Origin of the sequence: Pseudohalioglobus sediminis, assembly GCF_008370495.1 — a bacterium.
Lineage (GTDB): Bacteria > Pseudomonadota > Gammaproteobacteria > Pseudomonadales > Halieaceae > Halioglobus.
The window spans coordinates 108,449-129,541 of record NZ_VTUX01000006.1 but is presented as its reverse complement, the minus strand read 5'-3'; the positions used below and the strand labels follow the sequence as shown (position 1 = coordinate 129,541).

The following is a 21,093-nucleotide window of genomic DNA, read 5'->3' as shown; positions in this document are numbered from 1 at the left end:
CAACTGCGGAAAAGGCAGCTGATCCGCGGGCGCAAAATTCCCCTGAAAAACGCACCGCATTTGGGTTGACCCCGGTAGGGGCGGTACCTATAATGCACAGCCTCGAATTTGGGGCGGGACGACGAGACCGCCCTGATGTGAAAGCCAAGGGGCTTCACAGCGAGGAAGTATTGATGCGGGGTGGAGCAGCCTGGTAGCTCGTCGGGCTCATAACCCGAAGGTCGTCGGTTCAAATCCGGCCCCCGCTACCAACAATACGTCGCCCGCTCCGTAACGGCGACGTGTAAACGAAAAAGCCCCTTTTTTAAGGGGCTTTTTCGTTTGTGCGAGAACCCCTGATGGGGTTTTTTTACATGTGGAGAGTCGCATCGGCGTGGCCAGCAAAGAGCAACAGATCCAGACACTGCTGGAACCGACTGTAGAGGCCCTGGGCTTCGAACTGTGGGGCCTGGAGTACCTGTCCCAGGGCCGGCACAGTTTGCTGCGCGTGTACATAGAGCACGAGAACGGGATCTCCGTTGACGATTGCGCCGCGGTAAGCGAGCAGATCGGCAGCGTGCTGGATGTGGAAGACCCCATCACTGGCGAATACACGCTCGAAGTGTCTTCACCTGGTATGGATCGCCTGCTGTTCAAACTTGAGCAATATCCCGCCTACAGCGGTGAGCCTGTTGAACTGCGCTTACGCCGCGCGTTCGAAGGCAGGCGTAAATTTAAAGGCATTCTCAAGGGCATCGAGGGTGATGATGTCGTAGTGCAGGTAGATGAACACGAATACCTGTTGCCCCATAGCGCCATAGAGAAGGCGCGTGTGCAACCCCGCATCTGATTGCGGTATGTGAACTGGCGAGGCTATAAATGACGAAGGAAATTCTGCTGGTAGCGGAGGCTGTGTCCAACGAGAAAGGGGTGTCCCAGGACATCATCTTCGAGGCGATAGAGCTGGCGTTGGCGACTGCTACAAAGAAGCGCTACGACGAGGAGTCGGATATCGAGGTCACCATCGACCGGGAATCCGGTGATTACGTCACCAGGCGCCGTTGGCTGGTGGTTCCAGATGAAGAGTTGGCGCTGCTTGGCACCCAGTTCACGACGGAAGAAGCGGCAGAGAAAGACCCCAGCCTGAAGCCCGGCGATATCTACGAAGAAGTGGTAGAGAACGTTGGCTTCGGCCGCATTGCAGCGCAAACCGCCAAGCAGGTTATCGTGCAGCGTGTTCGCGATGCAGAGCGTGCGCAGGTGGTTGAAGAGTATCAGGATCGCGTGGGCGAACTGGTAGCGGGTACGGTCAAGAAAGTTACACGCGATAATGTCATTGTAGATCTTGGCAGTAATGCAGAAGGTTTGCTGCCGCGCTCCGAACTGGTTGGCCGTGAGACGTTCCGCGTGAATGATCGCGTGCGCGCCATCCTCAAGGAAATCAGCACTGAGACCCGTGGACCGCAGCTCATACTCAGCCGCGCCTGCCCGGAAATGTTGATAGAGCTGTTCAAGATCGAGGTGCCGGAAATCTCCGAAGAGGTAATTCAGATACGTGCCGCAGCGCGCGATCCGGGTTCGCGAGCCAAGATTGCAGTCAAGACAAATGATCAACGCATTGACCCGGTTGGTGCCTGCGTTGGTATGCGCGGCTCGCGGGTACAGGCAGTTTCGAACGAGCTCGACAATGAGCGCGTGGACATCGTGCTCTGGGACGATAACCCGGCACAACTGGTCATCAACGCGATGGCGCCCGCTGAGGTGGAGTCGATTGTTGTCGACGAGGACTCGGGCACCATGGATGTCGCTGTCTCCGAGGACAACCTGGCTCAGGCTATTGGCCGCAGTGGCCAGAACGTGCGCCTTGCCAGCGAGCTGACCGAATGGACCATCAACGTGATGAGCCTCGAAGAAGCGGCGGAGAAGCACGAGGCCGAAGCCGGCCAGGTAATCAACCTGTTCTGTGAGCAGTTGGACGTGGACGAAGAAGTAGCCGACATCCTGGTAGAAGAGGGCTTCACCACGCTGGAAGAAGTGGCTTACGTGCCGCTGGAAGAAATGACCGCGATCGAGGGCTTCGATGAGGATATCGCCGAGGAACTGCGTGCGCGGGCGAAAGATGCGCTGCTGACACAGGCAATTGCATCTGAAGAACAATTGGGTGCCAACGAGCCCGCCGAAGACCTGCTTACCATGGATGGAATGGACCGTCACCTAGCCTACATATTGGCCAGCCGCGGCATCGTCACCATGGAGGATCTTGCCGAGCAGGGCGTTGAAGACCTGATGGATATCGAAGAAATGACAGAAGAGCGTGCGGGTGAGTTGATCATGACCGCGCGCGCACCCTGGTTTGCCGAGGCCGAAGAATAAGCGGTCGCGGTAGGGCAGACACACAGAAACAGGGTAGCAAGGAGAATATTGCATGGCGCAGGTGACAGTAGAGCAACTCGCGAAAGTAGTGGGTGCATCCGTTGAGCGTCTGCTGACGCAGATGAAAGAAGCGGGTCTGCCTCACGCTGAGGCGGGGGAGGCTGTATCTGATGAGGACAAGCAGACGCTGCTTGCCTATCTGAAACGCAGTCACGGTGAGTCGACTGACGCACCCAAGCGCATCACGCTGAAGCGCAAGACAATCAGTACCCTGAAGACTTCGGGTTCCCAGGGCAGGAAGACAGTCAACGTGGAAGTGCGCAAGAAGCGTACCTACGTGAAACGTGATCCCGCCGAGCTGGAGGCGGAAGCCAAGGCAGCTGAGGAAGCCGCTGCGGCGGAAGAGGCAGCGCGTGAGGCAGAGGCAGAAGCCGCCGAAGCCGAAGCTGCTGCAGCCCAGGCCGAAGCAGAAGCCGCGGCCGCCGCCGCTGAAGCCGCTGCTAAAGCAGCTGAGGACGCAGCGGTGCAACCGGAGCCGGAGCCAGAGCCTGAAGAAGACCTGGCGAATATCGATCCCGAGATTCTGCGCCAGCGTGCTGCCGCGCGCCGCAAGGTGCGTGAGGCCGAAGAAGCCGCTGCCCGCAAAGCCGTCCTGGAAGCGCGCAAGGCTGAAGATGAGCGCAAGAAAGCGGAAGCAGAGGCGAAAACCAAGGCTGACAAGGCCGCTGATGCCGTCAAGCGACCCAAGCGTTTACACGAAGCGCCCAGTGCCAGCCCCGCTGCGGAACAGCGCAAGAAGAAGCACGGTCGTCTCGATCGCAACGCCCCACCGGGGCGCGGCAAGCAGCGCGGCCACAACCTGTCACTGTCAGATCTGGACCGTGCAGAGTCCGGTATGGCGCGTCGCCGCAATCGCAAGAAGCTGAAGGCTACGCACGAGGAGCACGGCAAGCATGGATTTGAAATGCCTACCGCCAAGAAGGCCGTAGAGGTCGCCGTAGGCGATATGATCGCGGTCGGTGACCTTGCCCAGCAAATGTCGGTCAAGGCCGGTGAAGTCATCAAGGAACTGATGAAGCTGGGCGTGATGGCCAACATCAACCAGATGATCGATCAGGATACCGCTACCCTGGTAGTGGAAGAGATGGGTCACAAGGTCAAGATGGTCAGCGCGGATGCTGTAGAGGAAAGCTTCGAAGAGACCCTGGCACAACACACAGGCGAAGGTACGCCCGAGCCGCGTGCGCCGGTGGTGACAGTCATGGGGCACGTTGACCACGGTAAAACCTCGCTGCTCGACTACATTCGCAAAAGTCATGTGGCTTCTGGTGAGGCCGGTGGTATCACCCAGCACATCGGTGCCTATCACGTGGACACAGACCACGGCATGATTTCTTTCCTCGATACACCCGGCCACGCCGCGTTCACCGCAATGCGTGCGCGGGGTGCCAAGAGCACGGATATCGTGATCCTGGTGGTGGCTGCCGACGACGGCGTAATGCCGCAAACCGAGGAGGCGGTACAACACGCCCGGGCAGCCGAAGTGCCCTTGATTGTGGCCATCAACAAGATGGACAAGGAAGGCGCCGATCCGGATCGTGTGAAAAATGAGCTCGCAGCCAAGGACGTGATCCCCGAGGACTGGGGCGGCGATACGCAGTTCATCCCCGTGTCTGCGCATACGGGAGACGGTGTAAACGAACTGCTGGAAGCTGTGCTGCTGCAGTCGGAACTGCTTGAATTGAAGGCGCCGCGCGACGTCCCTGCACAGGGCATTGTGATCGAATCCCGCCTCGACAAGGGCCGTGGTCCCGTGGCCTCGCTGTTGGTACAGAGCGGTACCCTGCGTCAGGGTGACATCGTGCTGGCAGGTGTGCAGTACGGCCGCGTCAGGGCGATGCTGGATGAGAATGGGCAGCCAATCGAAGAGGCGGGCCCGTCCATACCGGTGGAGATTCTCGGGCTGGACGGCACGCCGGACGCAGGTGACCAGTTTGCTGCCGTGGAAAGTGAACGCCGCGCGCGCGAAATCGCCGATTTCCGTCAAGAGAGAAACCGCGATACCAGGCTTGCGCGCCAGCAGGCCGCCAAGCTGGACAATATGTTCGAGAGCATGACCGCGGGTGAGAAGAAGACCCTCAATGTGGTAGTGAAGGCAGACGTACGCGGCTCGCTGGAGGCTATCCAGACCGCGCTGCTCGACCTCGGCAACGAGGAAGTGAAAGTCAACATCGTATCGGGCGGCGTTGGTGGTATTGCCGAAACCGACGTGACCCTGGCGATCACTTCGGGCGCGGTAATATTTGGTTTCAATGTGCGTGCCGACAACGCTGCGCGTCGCCTGATAGAGGCCGAAGGCGTGGACCTGCGCTACTACAATGTCATTTATGACCTCATCGATGACGTGAAGGCAGCGCTCACCGGCATGCTGGCCCCTGAAATGCGTGAGGAGATCGTCGGTATCGCCGAGGTTCGCGATGTCTTCCGCTCGCCGAAGTTCGGCCAGATTGCTGGCTGCATGGTGACCGAGGGCACCGTTTATCGCTCCAAGCCAATACGCGTATTGCGCGATAACGTGGTGATATACGAAGGCGAACTGGAGTCACTGCGTCGCTTCAAGGACGATGCCAACGAAGTCCGTAACGGCATGGAGTGTGGTATCGGCGTGAAGAATTACACGGATGTGAAGGTCGGTGACCTCATCGAAGTGTTCGAAGTGAAGGAAATTGCGCGTTCCCTGTAATCGGGAACGTCGTCGCCAGCCATGGCCAAGGAATATGCCAGAACCCAGCGCGTTGCCGACTATCTGCAGCGTGAGCTGGCCACACTGATCCAGACTGAGGTCCGTGACCCCCGCGTTGGTATGGTCAGTGTCACCGGAGTCGACGTGAGTCGTGACCTCGGGCATGCGCGGGTGTATTACACCAAGATGGACGCGGATACTGCTGAGCAGGCCGCCGAGACCACCGAAGCCCTGAACCGGGCGGCGGGGTTCCTGCGCAGCCAGTTGTCGAAAGACAGCAGCATGCGCAGTGTGCCGAATTTGCGCTTTTACTTTGATACCAGCGTCGGTCATGGCCGCGATCTTGAAGATTTGATTCGTCGCGCCGCTGATGCGGACAGGGACCTGGGATTGCGCGACGACAGCGCAGAGGAGTCCTGAGCCGTGGCGAGGCGCCGGCGCGGGCGTCCCGTGAACGGGATTCTCGTGTTGGACAAGCCGCAGGGTTTGAGCTCCAACCAGGCTTTGCAAACGGCCAAGCGCCTGTTTTTCGCCGCCAAGGCCGGGCACACGGGTAGTCTCGACCCGCTTGCCACCGGTGTGCTGCCGCTGTGTTTCGGCGAGGCGACCAAGTTTTCCCAGTATTTGCTGGACGCCGACAAGGCCTACGAGAGCAGCTTTGTGCTGGGCACCACCACCGACAGCGGTGATGCGGAAGGCAGCGTGCTGGAAACGCGCGATGCCACGGCGGTGACTGCCGCTGACGTGGAAAGCGCCCTGGCGGGTTTCCGCGGAGAAATTGAACAAGTGCCATCCATGTTCTCCGCGATCAAGAAAGACGGTCAGCCGCTGTACAAGCTGGCGCGCAAGGGCATTGAGGTAGAGCGAGAATCGCGCCGGGTGGTAATTCACAGGCTGGAACTGCGCGATTTTCGACCCGGCCCGGCGCCGGTTGTCGATATATACCTGGAGTGCAGCAAGGGCACCTACGTGCGCTCTATCGCGGAAGACCTGGGTGAGGCCCTCGGTTGCGGGGCTTACGTGAGCGCGCTGAGGCGCACACAGGCAGGCCCCTTTGGCCTTGAGCAAAGCGTCACACTGGAGATGCTGGAGGCGCTGAAACAGAACGACGAGCTGGCGAAGATGGACCAGCTGCTGATGCCCGCAGACACCGCGGTGAAGGCGCTGCCCCTGGTAGCCCTGAGCGAATCAGCCGGTTTTTACATGCGCCAGGGCCAGCCGGTACTGGTGCCAAATGCGCCCTGTAATGGTATGGTGCGCATCGCCCTTGACTCTGGTGAGTTCCTGGGTGTAGGAGAAATATTGGACGACGGGCGTGTAGCGCCGCGTCGGCTGGTAGTCACCGGAGGGTGACGCGAACCTGTCTGTCAATCTGCACGGACAGGCTCTTTTTATCAATGAAGGGTGGGATACCGCCTGAGGCAGATTATTCAAGAGGAATAGAAAATGGCTTTGAATGCTGAAAAGAAAGCAGCAATCGTTAAAGAGTACCAGGTAGGCGAGGGCGATACAGGCTCCCCTGAAGTTCAGGTAGCACTGCTGACAGCAAATATCGAGCAGCTGCAGGAGCACTTCAAATCGCACAAGCACGACCACCACTCCCGCCGCGGCCTGATCCGCATGGTAAACCAGCGCCGCAAGCTGCTGGACTATCTCAAGCGCAAAGACGTAACGCGCTACAGCGACCTGATCAAGCGACTCGGTCTGCGTCGATAAGTTATACCTGCTGCCGGGGGCAAAGGGCCGCATGGCCGTCCCCCCGGTAGTCATATTCAGAATTGGAGAAAAATAGTGAATCCAGTAAGAAAAACGTTCCAGTATGGTGGCCAGACAGTCACCCTGGAAACCGGCCGTATTGCCAGGCAGGCAACCGGTGCGGTTCTGGTAACTGTCGAAAACACCTCGGTTCTCTGCACCGTGGTTGCAGAAAAGACCCAGCGCGAAGGTCGCGACTTCTTCCCGCTGGCAGTGCACTACGTTGAGAAGACCTACTCCGTGGGTAAGATCCCCGGCGGCTTTTTCAAGCGTGAGGCGCGTCCAAGCGAAAAGGAAACCCTGACCAGCCGTCTGATTGACCGGCCCATTCGTCCGCTGTTTCCCGACGGCTTCATGAATGAAGTTCAGGTGGTTTGTACCGTGATGTCGGCGGACAAGCACATCGACCCGGACATCCCCGCGATGATCGGCACCTCGGCCGCACTGGCCATTTCAGGCGCGCCCTTCAACGGGCCCATCGGCGGCGCCCGCGTTGGTTTCAACGAAGAGCACGGCTACCTGCTGAACCCCACCTACGAACAACTGCAATCGTCCAAGCTGGACATGGTGGTAGCTGGCACTTCTGACGCCGTATTGATGGTGGAATCCGAAGCCAAGGAACTGACTGAAGACCAGATGCTGGGCGCAGTTTTGTTCGCACACCAGGAAATGCAGGCCGTCATCCAGGCGATCAACGAGCTGGTCGCCGAGGCTGGCAAGCCGCGCTGGGACTGGCAGGCGACACCGGTTAACGAGGAGTTGCTGGCTGCAGTCGAAGCGCAGTGCAAGGCAGACCTGGGCGAAGCCTATCGCATCACTGACAAGTCCGAGCGTTACGCGCGCGTCGGCGAGATCCGCGACGCTGCCGTCGCGGCACTGGCCTCTGAAGACGGCCCCTCTGCGGACGCAGTGAAAGAGCTGTTCAAGAAAGTTGAAAAGAACCTGGTGCGCAAGCGTATTCTCGCTGGCGAGCCGCGCATCGATGGCCGCGACACGCGCACGGTGCGGGCTATCGCCTGTGAAGTTGACGTCCTGCCCAAGGCTCACGGTTCCGCCCTGTTCACTCGCGGCGAGACCCAGGCAATCGGCGCCGTGACACTGGGATCTACCCGTGACGCGCAGATCATCGATGCCCTGGAAGGTGAGCGTCGTGACCCGTTCATGCTGCACTACAACTTCCCTCCCTACTCCGTGGGCGAGGCGGGCCGCGTAGGCTTCACCAGCCGCCGCGAAGTCGGTCACGGGCGTTTGGCACGCCGCGGTCTGGCGGCAGTGCTGCCGGGTGAAGAGGAATTTCCCTACACCGTGCGCCTGGTATCAGAGATTACCGAATCCAACGGTTCCAGCTCCATGGCGTCGGTGTGTGTCGGCTCCATGTCGCTGATGGCTGCCGGTGTACCGCTGAAGGCACCTGTGGCAGGTATCGCCATGGGCCTGGTCAAGGACGGCAACCAGTTTGCGGTACTGACCGATATCCTGGGTGACGAAGACCACCTCGGTGATATGGACTTCAAAGTGGCCGGTACCGCTGAGGGTGTGACCGCGCTGCAGATGGACATCAAGATCGAGGGCATTACCTCCCAGATCATGGAGACTGCCCTGGAGCAGGCCCAGCAGGCGCGCCTGCACATCCTGGGTCAGATGAACCAGGTCATCGCCGAAGGCCGTCAGGTGACTTCCGAGAACGCACCTTCCATGGTGACCCTGAAGGTGGATTCGGACAAGATCCGCGACATCATCGGCAAGGGCGGCGCGACTATCCGCTCCATCACCGAAGAGTCTGGCGCGACTGTCGATATCGATGACGACGGTACTGTCCGCGTCTTCGGCCAGGACCAGGCCGCGCGCGACAAGGCGGTAGGCATGATCGAGGAAATCACTGCAGAGGCGGAAGTAGGCGCCGTGTACACCGGTAAGGTGGCGCGTATCGTCGACTTTGGCGCGTTCGTGAACATCCTGCCTGGCAAGGACGGCCTGGTGCACATCTCGCAGATTGCCAACGAGCGCGTGGAAAGCGTTTCCGATCACCTCAGCGAGGGCGATGAAGTCCGCGTGAAGGTGCTGGACGTGGACCAGCGTGGCCGCATCAAGCTTTCCATCAAGGAACTGCTTGAAGATGAAGTCGTGGCCGACGAGGAGATTGTGCTGGAGGAGTCGGAGGACTAATTCCCCGCGACTCAAGCACAACATCGATCCCGAAGAGGGGAGGCGCCGCCAGGCGCCTCCCCTTTTTTGTTAGTGCGCGCTGTGGCAGGGGATCTTGCAGCGCAGGCAGCCCGGGCCCCGGTCAGCGGTGATGACCCCGGGGCAAAAAAATGGGGCCTTGTAGGCCCCATCCGTGGTCTCACTCCAGTGTTGATCAGCCGGGCCGGTTTTCCACCAGGCTGTCCACCACTGAGGGGTCAGCCAGGGTGCTGGTATCCCCCAGGCTGTCCAGCTCGTTTTCGGCGATCTTGCGCAGGATACGGCGCATGATTTTGCCGGAACGGGTCTTGGGAAGCCCTGGCGCCCACTGGATGATATCCGGCTTGGCGATGGGGCCGATTTCCTTCACGCAGAGCTGTATCAGCTCCTGTCGCAGCTCCTCGCTGGGCTCCACACCCTGCATCGGGGTGACGTAGGCATAGATGCCCTGGCCCTTGATATCGTGCGGGAAGCCCACCACGGCGGCTTCGGCGATATCGTCGTGCAGCACCAGGGCGCTCTCTACTTCCGCGGTACCCATGCGGTGTCCGGAGACGTTGAGTACATCGTCCACGCGGCCAGTAATCCAGTAGTAGCCGTCCTCGTCGCGCGAGGCGCCGTCGCCGGTAAAGTAGTAGCCGGGGTAGTTACTGAAGTAGGTGTCCACCATGCGCTGGTGATCACCATATACGCTGCGGATCTGGCTTGGCCACGAGGCCTTGATAACCAGGTATCCCGCGCCCGCTCCTTCGATTTCGGAGCCGTCCTCGTTGAGCAGCGCCAGGTCGACGCCAAAGAAAGGCATGGTGGCCGACCCCGGTTTCAGTGGTGTGGCGCCCGGCAGCGGCGTGATCATGTGCGCACCGGTTTCGGTTTGCCACCAGGTATCGATGATGGGGCAGCGGCCGTCGCCGACCACGCGGTGATACCATTCCCAGGCTTCCGGGTTGATCGGCTCACCCACGGTGCCAAGCAGACGCAGGCTGGCGCGTGAAGAACGGGTGACCGGTTCGTCGCCAACGGCCTGCAGGGCGCGGATCGCGGTCGGTGCGGTGTAGAAAGTGTTGACCTGGTGCTTGTCGACAATTTCCCAGCAGCGTCCCGCGTCCGGGTAAGTCGGCACGCCTTCAAACATCAGGGTGATGGCGCCATTGGCGAGCGGGCCGTAGACGATGTAGCTGTGGCCCGTGACCCAGCCCACATCGGCGGTGCACCAGTAGATCTCTCCCTCGCGATAGTCGAAGGCGTACTTGAAGGTCATGCTCGCCTGCAGCAGGTAACCGCCGGTGGTGTGCAGCACGCCCTTGGGCTTGCCGGTAGAGCCGGAGGTGTACAGGATGAACAGCGGATCCTCCGCGTCCATGGATTCGGGCTCGCAGTCACTGCTCTGTGCATCGACCAGGTCGCCGTACCAGACGTCGCGATCATCGTTCCAGGCCACGTCGCCACCGGTCCGCTTCACCACCAGGCAGGTGTGCACGTTGGGGCAGGATTCCAGGGCCTTGTCGGCGTTGACCTTGAGCGGAACCTTGCGGCCGCCGCGAACACCTTCGTCCGCGGTGATCAGCGTCTGGCAGTCGGAATCCTGGATGCGGTCTTTCAGGGCGTCGGGCGAGAAACCACCGAACACGATTGAGTGAACAGCACCGATGCGGGTGCAGGCCAGCATGGCATAGGCCGCTTCGGGAATCATGGGCATGTAGATGCAAACGCGGTCACCCCGTTTCACACCTCTCGCCTTGAGGGCATTGGCCAGTTTGCAGACGTGATCTTTCAGTTCGCCGTAGGTGATGTGCTTGCTGTCGGCGGGGTCATCGCCTTCCCAGATCAGCGCGGTCTGGTCTGCGCGTTCGGGCAGGTGGCGATCAATACAGTTGTAGCTCACATTCAGCTTGCCACCGGCGAACCATTCAGCGGTACCTTTGACAAAGTCGTATTCCATGACCTTGTCCCAGGGCTGTTCCCAACTCAGGAACTCTGTCGCTTTTTCACCCCAGAATCCCTCTGGGTCATCAATGGAGCGCTTGTACATCGCCTGGTACTGCTCCGCGTTGATGTGAGCGTCTTTGAAATTGGCTGGCACCGGATGGGTGGGAAACTCGGACATGACTGCCGCTCCAATGAGTGATGTAGGACAGATGATGATACGGTGCAACGCCGACGATTCAAGCCGACCAAGGTCTAATTGGTGGGCATTTGTTAATTCATGGCCTTCCCACGCCGATCTCGGTGCTGGCTTTGTGCGTTTTCGAACTCATTCCCTGACCAGTTTTTTGGTCATCCCCGCGCATAAGGTGATTGACAGGGTTGAGGCGGGAACGCTTTATGAGTGACTAAACTTACCCGTCGGCCAGCATGCGCCAGTCGTCCACCGGGTTCAGCGACAGCCGCACATTGTCGATCAGCCTGGTATTGCCCAGGCGCGCCGCTGCAAGAATGGCGACTTCCTCGGTATTGTCAGTCACCGCGCGCAGTGTGCGGGCATCGCGTATCGCGAAGTAATCCGGCTCAAAGCCCGCCTGCAGTAACTGCATGCGGGCGTGTGATTCCAGTTGCAGGAAATTGTCGAAGCCGCAGGCGATCGCCTCACGGCAGGTATTCAGGGTCTGGTGCAGAAGCGGCGCGATGCGGCGTTCTTCCGGGCTGAGGTAGCCGTTGCGAGAACTCATTGCCAGTCCGTCACGGTCACGCGTTGTGGCCACGCCAACTATGGTGATCGGCATGCACAGGTCTTCCACCATTTTGCGCACGATGGAAAGTTGCTGGAAATCCTTCTCGCCAAATATCGCCGTGTCAGGTTGTACGATGTTGAACAGTTTGCTGACCACGGTGGTAACGCCGTCAAAATGCCCGGGGCGGCTGCTGCCGCAAAGCGTGTCGCCCAGGTCCGGAACGCTGACCACTGTCTGGTGGTCCATGCCCTCGGGATAAATGTCATCGACGCCGGGTGCGTAAAGAATATTCACGCCCTCGCTGAACAGCTTTTCCTTGTCTGCGGCCATGGTCCGCGGATAGGCGTCAAGATCTTCGTTGGGGCCGAATTGCAAGGGATTGACGAAGATGGAAACCACCACTACGTCGCAAAGCTTTCTCGCCTTACGTACCAGGTCCAGGTGGCCCTGGTGCAGGTTTCCCATGGTGGGGACGAAAGCCACGGTCTGGCCTTCCTTGCGGCAGTGCTTAACGGCTGTCTGCAGTTGTGCCTTGTTGTTGCAAGTGCGCATAGCTAGCAGTTCCTCGCGGCTGGTATGGCGACGCTGAACCAGATATAACTCGATGTTATATCCGCCCTGAAGCAGTGCTCTCAAGGGATCGAAAGTATGCCCCAAGCACCCATGTCGGGCAATGGAACAGGGCGAAATTTTCTGCGCGGCGATTGCCCCCGATGGGCTATTTATTGGCGATAACTAAGCTCAGCTGACAACAAATAATGAATTCCGGACAACACGGCCGTCATACCGCATTGGGGGGCTATCCGCAGGTATGGAGCAGGTGGTGTGGGGTCGCGGTTGCCCGCCGGCGCGTCAGTTGTAGGTATGCTCGTCGCGAGGGTATTCGCCGGACTTGACCGCTTTGACAAAAGCGCCGAGTGCGCCCTGGATCGTGGTCTGCCCGGCCATGAAATTCTCAACGAAACGTGCGGTATGTTCCGACAGGCCGAGCAGGTCGTGCATGACCAGCACCTGTGCGTCGGTACCGGCACCGGCGCCAATGCCGATAACCGGTATGTCCAGCTTGGAACTGATATCCGTCGCCAGTTCTGCCGGTATGCATTCCAGCACCAGCAGGCTGGCGCCTGCGTCCTGGATCTCCACCGCGTCGGCGAGGATAGATTTTGCTTCCTTGGGGGTGCGTCCCTGGACCTTGAAGCCACCAAACTGGTTGACCGACTGCGGGGTAAGCCCCAGGTGGGCGCAGACGGGGATGCCGCGTTCTACCAGCATGCTGATACTGTCGGAGAGCCAAGTGCCGCCCTCCATCTTTACCATCTGCGCGCCGGCCTGCATCAGCTCAGTGGCGTTCTTCATGGTTTGCTTGGGGCTGGTGTAGCTCATGAAGGGCATATCGGCAATCACCAGTGAATCCGGTGCCGCCCTGCACACGCACTCGGTGTGGTAGGCCATGTGTTCCATGGTGACCGGTATGGTGCTGTCGTGGCCCTGTAGCACCATGCCCAGGGAATCACCCACCAGGATGGTTTCGGCGCCGACGTCGCTGATAATGCGCGCGAAGGTGGCGTCATAGGCGGTGATGCAGACAAACTTCTCGCCGTTTGCCTTCATCTTGTCCAGGGTGCTGATAGTAACCTTGCCCATGGGCGACCTTGCTGCGTTAACCGAAAAACGTTGGATTGAAATAGTGGCGCCCGCTGCGGATATCCAGCAGGTACTCCACCAGGTGCTCATAGTCCCTGTCGCTGCCGGCCAGGTCGATTTCACTGGCATTGACGATCAGCAGGGGGGCGCCATCGTAATATAGAAAGAACTCACTGTACACTTCGTTGAGAAGCTCCAGATACTCCCTTTCTATGGCCTGCTCGGCGGCGACGCCGCGGTTTTCAATACGCGACAGCAGCACATCCGTGGAGGCTTGGAGATAGATTACCAGGTCGGGTTTCGGCGCATCGATGGTCAGCTGCTGGTACACCTTTTCATAGAGCTGGAATTCTTCCCGGTCCAGGTTGATGCGGGCAAACAGTGGATCCTTTTCGATGAGGAAGTCCGCCACCCGCACCGGTTCGAAGATGTCCGCCTGGCGCAGGTCCTGGAGTTTCTGTGCGCGCTGGAACAGGAAGAAAAGCTGCGTGGCCAGCGCGGCCTGCTGGCGATTGCGGTAGAACTTCTCCAGGAACGGGTTTTGCTCCGCTTCCTCGAGCAGGGTCTGGTAGTTGAAAGTATCGGCGAGGCGTTTGGCGAGCGTGGTCTTGCCCACGCCAATGGGGCCCTCCACGGCGATGTAAGCGGGTGGTTTGCGCCCGTTCAGGTCAATTTTGATGGCCTTGTTCTCCCTTGTCAGGGCCTGTTAACGCCATGCCTTCTGGCCGCAGCTCAGGGCACGAGAAGCAGGTCTGTGCGGGTGAGTTCACCCGGCGGACATGCCGCTACTAATGTACCAAGTTCGGCGCCATCGGGCAGCATCAAAGTGCCTGTTGCGACCTCAAACAGGGGCTGCAGCACGAAATCCCGCTGCCTCATGCGCGGATGCGGTATCACCAGGCGCTCGTCATGCAGCTGCATAGTGCCGTAGAGCAGGATGTCCAGGTCCAGTGTGCGCGCTCCCCAGCGCACAGCGCGCTCCCGGCCCTGGCTGTTCTCGATGTCCTGCAGCCGGTCCAGCAACTGGTGCGGCGTGAGGCCTGTCGACAGCCTGGCCACGGCGTTGAGATAGTCCGGTTGCTCGCCCGGGCCGATGGCGGCGCTGCGCCAGACACCGGAAACGGCGACCAGCTCGGTGTCGGGCAGTGAGTCCAGTGAGCGCACAGCGGCGCGCAACTGCGCCAGCGGATTCTGCAGGTTACTGCCGAGGCCCAGGTAAACCGCGTTCATTGCCTCGGCTTGCGCCGCCGGGGCCGCGATCTGCGCTTGCGCGAGCCGGGCGCGTCTGTCCCGGCGGGGGCGCTGCTCAGCCGCTGCTCCATCGGTAACTCCTGGAATTCGGTCCACCATTCGCCGAGACCGCCGGTTTCCTCACCGGCCTGCTCGCGCAGCAGCAGGAAGTCATAGGCGGCACGAAAACGCCGGTGTTCAACCAGCTCTGCCGCCTTTTTCCCCTGCCGGCGCTGCAGTCGCAGTTGAAACTCCCAGATTTCACGCATGGGCTGGCTAAAGCGTCGGGGTATGGCCACCTGCTGGCAGGCTTCACCGATGGTTTGCTGTGCCGCGCTGTGCATGGCCACCATGGGCGGGTCGCCGCGGTTCTCAAGGTGCGTGGCCTCGCGGCGGGCAACCGGCCACAGCAGCGCCGCCAGCAGGAAGGCGGGCGTCACCGGCTTGTCCTCGGCGATGCGTTTATCCGTGTTCACCATCGCCGCCCGCATCAGCGCCAGTGCGTGCTGGTCATCGTGCAGGATGTGGCTGGTCTCGGCGAACAGGTACTGGAGCAGGTCGTGACGCAGCAGTTCATCGAGTGTGCTGGCGGCGTATCCTGAGAGGAACAGCTTGAGGAACTCATCGAACAGCCGCGCCGAAGGTATTTCCCGCAGCAGCGGGGCACAGGCAGGTATGGCCCGGGCAGTGGTCTTTTCGATATCAAAACCCAGCTTGGCGGCGAATCGCACCGTGCGCAACATGCGCACCGGGTCCTCGCGATAGCGCTGGGCCGGATCACCGATGATGCGGATCAGGCGGGATTCGAGGTCGCGCAGGCCGCCGACCTGGTCAAACACCTCGAACTTGCCGGCATCGTAGTACAGCGCGTTGACGGTGAGGTCGCGGCGCACGGCGTCTTCTTCCAGCGTGCCGTAGACATTGTCGCGCAGCAGCAGGCCCTTGTCGGATTGCCGCGAGTGGTTGCCGCGCTGCGGGTGTGCGTCTTCTTCGCCATTGTCATGGTGGCCGCGAAAGGTGGTTACCTCGATGATTTCCCGCCCAAAGCGCACATGTACGATGCGAAAGCGGCGGCCGATAATGCGTGAATTGCGAAACAGCCCGTGTACGTCCTCCGGCGTGGCGTCTGTGGCCACATCGAAGTCCTTGGGATGTCCGCCGAGCAGCAGGTCCCGGACCGCGCCGCCGACGAGGTAGGCCTGGTGGCCCTGTGAACGCAGGCGCGACATCACCTTCAGCGCGCTGTCGCTGATGTTCTTGCGGGATATGCAGTGTTGGTCTCTGGGGATGACTTTCAAGAAGGGTATAGCCTGTTCGCGTGGCGGTTTTAACAACGGCGCAGTCTAACACAGTCGTCGCGCGTGTCGGTGGCGGGGAGAGGGGTAAGTTGACGGGGAAGACAGTGTCTTCCCCATCCAGGTCTCACTTCAGGAGTTATTGTTATTTCTCTGGTGCTGTTATTGTTATAGGCACTATAAAAACACAGTCTTATTGTCAGGCCCAAAGCGTTTAACAGTAATTTGTTTGCAGTTCAGAGGGCTTATGGCCACGCTGTTTGCGTCGCGTCACCCTACCTCAAGCATATGAAATTGAAGGGGAAGCGAACTTCCCCATCCAGGTCCATAGTGATGTGTATTATTTTTATTTAGCATCTATTATTTTTATTGGCGACGCTGGCCTCTAGATAGCATTGCCCGTGCCATAAATGGAATAATCTTTTAAAAACAATGAGATGGGCATATCTTGCTGCTGCCGTGACCCGGCGCATGTGACAGTATTGTTACCATCCTACCCTGCGCGGGGTAACTTCTGGCGTCAGGGTAACGTCTAGCCAGCCTGTGTAGAGCCCTTCCGGCGTCGCCCTGAGGCGCTGGATTTACTGCGTGGGATGCCGAAACGCTGGCGCCTTTCCCACAGGCACTTGCGGCTGACACCCAGTTTCTGCGCCAGTTCAGTCTCGCTCATGGAGTCCTGGTGCTCGAGCACGAAGCGCTGGAAATAGTCTTCCAGCGAGAGATCTTCCTGCGGTTCACTGCTGCTGTTACGCGGCGTAGTACTGCCGGTGCTGATGCCGTCCTGGCCTCGCAGCCGGTTGATGTTGACCAGTTCCAGGTCAATGCCGAGGGCTTCATTGTCGATTTCGTCACCATCGGAGAGAATCACGGCCCGCTCAATGGCGTGTTCCAGTTCCCTGACGTTGCCCGGCCACTGGTAGGTGGTTATCGCCTGTATCGCCCGTGGCGACAGGTGCATGGCCTGTTTGCCCAGTTTCTCAACCTGGCGCTGCAACATGCTCTCGGCTAACTGCAGAATATCCTTGCCGCGTTCGCGCAGCGGCGGCAGCGGCAGGCACAGCACATTAATCCGGTAATACAGGTCCTGGCGGAACTGGCCCTCTGCGGACAGCTGCTGCAGATTGCGGTGTGTGGCACAGATCAGGCGCACGTCCACCTTGCGGGAGTGCACCGAACCGATGCGTCGTATTTCGCCCTCCTGGATGAAGCGTAGCAAGCGGGCCTGCGCCTCCATCGGCAGTTCCCCGATCTCGTCGAGGAACAGGGTGCCGCCGTCAGCCGCCTCAATCAGACCCATGCGGGAGGCGTTGGCGCCGGTAAAGGCCCCCTTCTCGTAGCCAAACAGTTCTGACTCGATAAGCGTGTCGGGAATAGCGGCACAGTTGACCGAGATGAGCGTTTTATCGGCACGTCGACTGTGCTGGTGAATGCTGCGTGCCACCAGTTCCTTGCCGGTGCCGGTTTCACCCAGCACCAGTACCGTGGATTCGGTTGGCGCCATGCGCTCGATATGTCCGAACAGTGTCTGCATTGCCGGGCAATTGCCGACAATGCCACCGGAGCCGGCCTGTCCGGACTTTTCCGATACCGACGTTGCCTTGCGCTGCTGGGCCCTGGCGGTGGGATGGTCAGCGATGATGCGTTCTACCGCGCTGACCATATCCCCGTGATCAAAGGGTTTGGCGATGTAGTCAACGGCTCCCATGCGCATGGAATCTACTGCCGAGCGCAGGCTGGCATAGCTGGTCATGATCAGCACCGGCACATCGCCGGCTTTCTGGATCAGGTCGGTACCGGGGGCCCCGGGAAGGCGCAGGTCGGAGATGATCAGGTCGTAGTCATCAAAGTTGAATTCAGTCTCAGCCTGTTGCACCGACCCCGCTTCGTCTACCTGATAGCCGCTGCGCTCCAGCAGGCGCCGCAGCGCCGTGCGAATAACGGACTCATCTTCAACAACGAGGATCTTGTGCATGGGGTTTTGCCTTTTGTGTAGATAGTTCACAACATAGCGCTACTGTGAAAAATATGCCAGTTTGAGCGGCCCAAATGGGTCCAAAGGTTACATTGCGAATGTTTCCCCGTAGTTGGCAAGGGCCAACTCGAGGGTGAAGCGGGTACCCGGGTTGTGGCCCGACTGTAGCGGGCTGGTCAGATGGATCGAGCCGCCGAGATCTTCCATGATGCTGTACACCAGGGCCAGTCCCAGGCCGGTTCCCGTACCCGGATCCTTGGTGGTCACAAAGGGCTCAAATACCTGGCTCTTCAGTGTGGCGGGAATGCCGCAGCCGTTGTCATCCACATCGATCAACACGCGCTGGCCACGGGTGAAGGACTGCACCTGCACCAGCCCGGTTTCATCACAGGCATCGCGGGCATTGCCCAGTAGATTGACGAACACCTGCAGCAGTCTCTGGCTGTCCGCCAGGACCAGTATTTCGCGGTCGCAGTGATTGCGGAAAACAATACTGGGTGCATCCCGGTCCAGGGACAACAGGTGTACGGCTTCATCGACGCAGTCCGCCAGGTTGCAGGGCATCAGTTCGAGTTCCCCGGTGCTGGACCCGGCGTGGGAGAAGTTCACCAGTGATTCGACTATGCGGGTAACGCGCTCGGTCTGCTTCAGTATCTCGCCAGCGGTGCTGCTGATCTCTTCCGGGTCCTCGGCATATTCCAGGTTCTGGGCCAGGCAGGCGATGCCCGTTACCGGGTTGCCGATCTCGTGGGCAACGCCGGCTGCCAGGCGCCCGATGGAGGCCAGCCGCTCGTTGTGCAGCAGTTCTTCTTCCATGCGCTCGAACGCGGTGATGTCTTCCACCAGCAGGATCACGTCGCCCTCCAGGGTTTCGGTCTTGTGCAGGCTTACCCAGCGCGAGTCACTGCTGGCCTCTTCTACTTCCGTCTTCAACACACTGTTGCTTTCATGGTTGCGGAAATCATCGAACAGCGTCTGCCAGGGCTCCGGCAGGGCGGACAACAGGGAGCCCAGGACATCCGCCGCGGCGACACCGGTAATGTCCTGCATGCTCCGGTTCCACATGATTAGTTCGCCATCGCTGCCCAGTGAACAGATGCCCACCGGCAGTGTGTCCAATGTCTCGCGGTAGCGCCGGCGCAGCGCGTCCAGGTCGGCAGCCAGCCCGGTAAAATACTGGTGCGAGGCGTCCAGGCTGCGCTCTATCAGGTTGATGTCTTCAGTGCCTCCCGCCTGTATGGGGATGCAGCGTTCGACAATGTTGTGCGCCACCGCCGGGCCCAGCAGGCCCGATAGATTGGCCTCGATTCGCCGGCGCAATCGCCGCAGCGCATAGGGTCTACTCTCGCTGCGGGCGAACTGCAGCTGTTGCAGGGCTCTCTCCAGTTCGGCCTGGGCGGTGTTTTCTCCCAGTGCAGGGGCCAGTTTGTCGGCGAACTCCGCGGCACTGGTCAGGGGTAACATTTGCCTGATAGGTCGTGCGAGATCGTCCATCGAACAGATCTCTGCGGCCACACGCTCTTCCTCGCTGGTGCGGGTAAGCAGCGATACCACAACAAACAGGGCGACATTGATTGACAGGGCGAGCACGGTAGCCGTGGCCCAGATGTTCTCAGTGTCGCCGACAAGCGCGCTGAACCAGATGCCGATTTCCGGAAGGTAGCCCCGGGTGGTGGGCAGCATCACCGTGAAAAACCAGAACCCCAGACCGCCCCACAGTCCGGCCAGCAGCCCGATCCTGTTTGCCCTGGGCCAGTAGGGCGTCGCCACCAGGCCGGGAAGAAACTGCAGGGTCCCGGAGAAAGCGACCAGACCGAGTTCCACCAGGCTTTGTCGCCCACTGAGGCTGAGATAGAACAGGTAACCGGCGAGGATCAGCACCGCGATCAGGGCGCGGCGCAGCCACTTCAGGTTGCGATAGATACTGCCGTCCTGCCCCAGGTTGAGCAGGCGCGAGGGCAGCACCAGGTGATTCAGGCACATGTTCGCCAGTGCCAGCGTGGCCACGATGATTGTCGCGCTGGCAGCGGAGAGCGTGGCGACAAAGGCAATGCTGCTCACGGCAGGTGACGCCAGGCTCGCGCCCATGGCCAGGCCCGTGTAAGCCATGGGCAGATCGTGCTGCAGGCGCATGCCGGCCCAGGCCAGCGGGAGCACTGGCAGGCTCAACAGCATCATGTACAGCGGCATACCCCAGGTGGCGCTGCGCAGGTCTCGGGTGTCGGTGTTTTCCGCAAACAGCATATGAAAGATGTGCGGCATGCACACGGCGCCAGCGAAAAATACCAGCATCAGCGAGTGCGTATGCTCGAGGGGCAGCCGGCGCGTCAATTGCTGCTCTGCCGCGGGGGACTGTTGCAGCCACTGTTGCATATCGCCATGGCCATCGAAGACACCGTAGATCGCAACCAGCATCAGCAGGCTCAGTGCCGCCAGCTTGACCAGCGATTCGAAGGCCATCGCCGTCACCAGGCCGGTGTTGCGATCCTGGGAGGAGAGGTGGCGGGTGCCAAACAGGATGGCGAACACCACGATCACCAGGCAGGTGAGCAGCGCCACACCCTCGTGATGAAAGCCGGCATCATCCAGCGGATGATCATGTCCCGCGAGGATGTGAACGCTGTCGCCCACCGCCTGAATCTGCAGTGCCAGCATGGGCAGCAGGGCCAGGCACATGGCGATGGTGATCGCAGCACCCACCCGGGGGCTGCGAAAGCGAAATACGAGCATATCCGCGAGTGAGGACAACTGGTACACCCGCGACAGGCGCAGTAACGGGAACAGGAGCATCGTCGCCAGCACGAACACCAGGCCAGCACCGGCATAATAAAGCAGGAAGTTGTAGCCATAGTGATAGGCGATGTCGATGACCCCGTTGCTGGCCATGGCGCCGGCAAATACGCCGAGCGACAATACGTAAACCGCGGGGTGCTTGGTAATCCTGGCGGGGATAGTGCCGCGATCGGCGAGGTAGGCGACGGCGAACAGGCCCGAAAGGTAAACCGCAACAAACAGCAGTATCTGCGCCAGGCTAAAGTTCATCCGTTTGCCTCGAGCGATTACCCCACCAGGTAAACAGTATGAGTAGTGTCCATACAATATAGGGTCGGTACCAGGCGCTGAAATCGCTGGTCAGCCAGTCGGTCAGCACCGGGAAGGCGATCAGGGCCAGGACGAGGCCGAGCATGAGAGTGCGGCTGATATACATGAGGTGCCGATCCGTTGGGGTTGGGAAGGATACTACGC

16 protein-coding genes and 1 tRNA gene are annotated in these 21,093 nt (G+C 60.1%); 8 read left to right on the top strand and 9 right to left on the bottom strand.

Annotation, left to right across the window (positions count from 1 at the left end; all coding sequences use genetic code 11):
• The first annotated feature begins 174 nt into the window (after positions 1 to 174).
• The 8 genes from F0M18_RS13270 to pnp all read left to right on the top strand — a co-directional run bounded on the left by F0M18_RS13270 (position 175) and on the right by pnp (position 9,016).
• Positions 175 to 251, top strand: a tRNA-Met gene (locus F0M18_RS13270).
• 122 nt (positions 252 to 373) lie between these two features.
• The gene (gene rimP, locus F0M18_RS13265) at positions 374 to 829 is read left to right on the top strand and encodes a ribosome maturation factor RimP (RefSeq protein WP_149612034.1); all 456 of its coding nucleotides are present in this window, start codon (positions 374 to 376) and stop codon (positions 827 to 829) included.
• Positions 830 to 858: 29 nt separating this feature from the next.
• Positions 859 to 2,352: a transcription termination factor NusA gene (nusA, locus tag F0M18_RS13260; RefSeq protein ID WP_149611933.1), complete on the top strand. Its 1,494-nt coding sequence runs from the start codon at positions 859 to 861 to the stop codon at positions 2,350 to 2,352.
• A 52-nt stretch (positions 2,353 to 2,404) separates the two neighbouring features.
• Positions 2,405 to 5,095 carry a translation initiation factor IF-2 gene (gene infB / locus F0M18_RS13255; protein WP_149611932.1) on the top strand — a complete coding sequence of 897 codons (2,691 nt, stop codon included), beginning with the start codon at positions 2,405 to 2,407 and terminating at the stop codon, positions 5,093 to 5,095.
• Between the two features lie 21 nt (positions 5,096 to 5,116).
• Positions 5,117 to 5,515, top strand: a complete 399-nt coding sequence (rbfA, locus tag F0M18_RS13250; protein ID WP_149611931.1) for a 30S ribosome-binding factor RbfA — start codon at positions 5,117 to 5,119, stop codon at positions 5,513 to 5,515.
• A gap of 30 nt (positions 5,516 to 5,545) precedes the next feature.
• Positions 5,546 to 6,448, top strand: coding sequence for a tRNA pseudouridine(55) synthase TruB (gene truB, locus F0M18_RS13245; RefSeq protein WP_262500947.1), 903 nt, complete (start codon positions 5,546 to 5,548; stop codon positions 6,446 to 6,448).
• 93 nt (positions 6,449 to 6,541) lie between these two features.
• A complete protein-coding gene (gene rpsO / locus F0M18_RS13240; protein WP_149611929.1) occupies positions 6,542 to 6,811 on the top strand; it encodes a 30S ribosomal protein S15 in 270 nt (89 codons plus the stop codon).
• Between the two features lie 75 nt (positions 6,812 to 6,886).
• A complete protein-coding gene (gene pnp, locus F0M18_RS13235; RefSeq protein ID WP_149611928.1) occupies positions 6,887 to 9,016 on the top strand; it encodes a polyribonucleotide nucleotidyltransferase in 2,130 nt (709 codons plus the stop codon).
• Positions 9,017 to 9,209: 193 nt separating this feature from the next.
• Here pnp and acs read toward each other — a convergent pair whose 3' ends face one another.
• From acs to F0M18_RS19975, 9 genes are all read right to left on the bottom strand, one after another.
• A complete protein-coding gene (gene acs / locus F0M18_RS13230; protein WP_149611927.1) occupies positions 9,210 to 11,141 on the bottom strand; it encodes an acetate--CoA ligase in 1,932 nt (643 codons plus the stop codon).
• A gap of 232 nt (positions 11,142 to 11,373) precedes the next feature.
• Positions 11,374 to 12,258 (bottom strand): pantoate--beta-alanine ligase, encoded by an 885-nt coding sequence (gene panC, locus F0M18_RS13225; protein ID WP_149611926.1) that lies wholly within the window; start codon positions 12,256 to 12,258, stop codon positions 11,374 to 11,376.
• Between the two features lie 300 nt (positions 12,259 to 12,558).
• On the bottom strand, positions 12,559 to 13,350 hold the full coding sequence (gene panB, locus F0M18_RS13220) for a 3-methyl-2-oxobutanoate hydroxymethyltransferase (RefSeq protein ID WP_149611925.1): 792 nt from the start codon (positions 13,348 to 13,350) through the stop codon (positions 12,559 to 12,561).
• A gap of 16 nt (positions 13,351 to 13,366) precedes the next feature.
• Positions 13,367 to 14,023 (bottom strand): deoxynucleoside kinase, encoded by a 657-nt coding sequence (locus F0M18_RS13215; protein WP_149611924.1) that lies wholly within the window; start codon positions 14,021 to 14,023, stop codon positions 13,367 to 13,369.
• A 59-nt stretch (positions 14,024 to 14,082) separates the two neighbouring features.
• Positions 14,083 to 14,580 (bottom strand): 2-amino-4-hydroxy-6-hydroxymethyldihydropteridine diphosphokinase, encoded by a 498-nt coding sequence (gene folK / locus F0M18_RS13210; protein ID WP_149611923.1) that lies wholly within the window; start codon positions 14,578 to 14,580, stop codon positions 14,083 to 14,085.
• Positions 14,577 to 15,878 carry a polynucleotide adenylyltransferase PcnB gene (pcnB, locus tag F0M18_RS13205; protein WP_149611922.1) on the bottom strand — a complete coding sequence of 434 codons (1,302 nt, stop codon included), beginning with the start codon at positions 15,876 to 15,878 and terminating at the stop codon, positions 14,577 to 14,579. The genes folK and pcnB overlap by 4 nt, the downstream gene beginning before the upstream one ends.
• A 529-nt stretch (positions 15,879 to 16,407) precedes the next feature.
• On the bottom strand, positions 16,408 to 17,847 hold the full coding sequence (locus F0M18_RS13200) for a sigma-54-dependent transcriptional regulator (protein WP_149611921.1): 1,440 nt from the start codon (positions 17,845 to 17,847) through the stop codon (positions 16,408 to 16,410).
• Positions 17,848 to 17,934: 87 nt separating this feature from the next.
• Positions 17,935 to 20,889: an ATP-binding protein gene (locus tag F0M18_RS13195; RefSeq protein WP_149611920.1), complete on the bottom strand. Its 2,955-nt coding sequence runs from the start codon at positions 20,887 to 20,889 to the stop codon at positions 17,935 to 17,937.
• Positions 20,879 to 21,055, bottom strand: coding sequence for a hypothetical protein (locus F0M18_RS19975; protein WP_188109713.1), 177 nt, complete (start codon positions 21,053 to 21,055; stop codon positions 20,879 to 20,881). The genes F0M18_RS13195 and F0M18_RS19975 overlap by 11 nt, the downstream gene beginning before the upstream one ends.
• Positions 21,056 to 21,093: the final 38 nt, after the last annotated feature.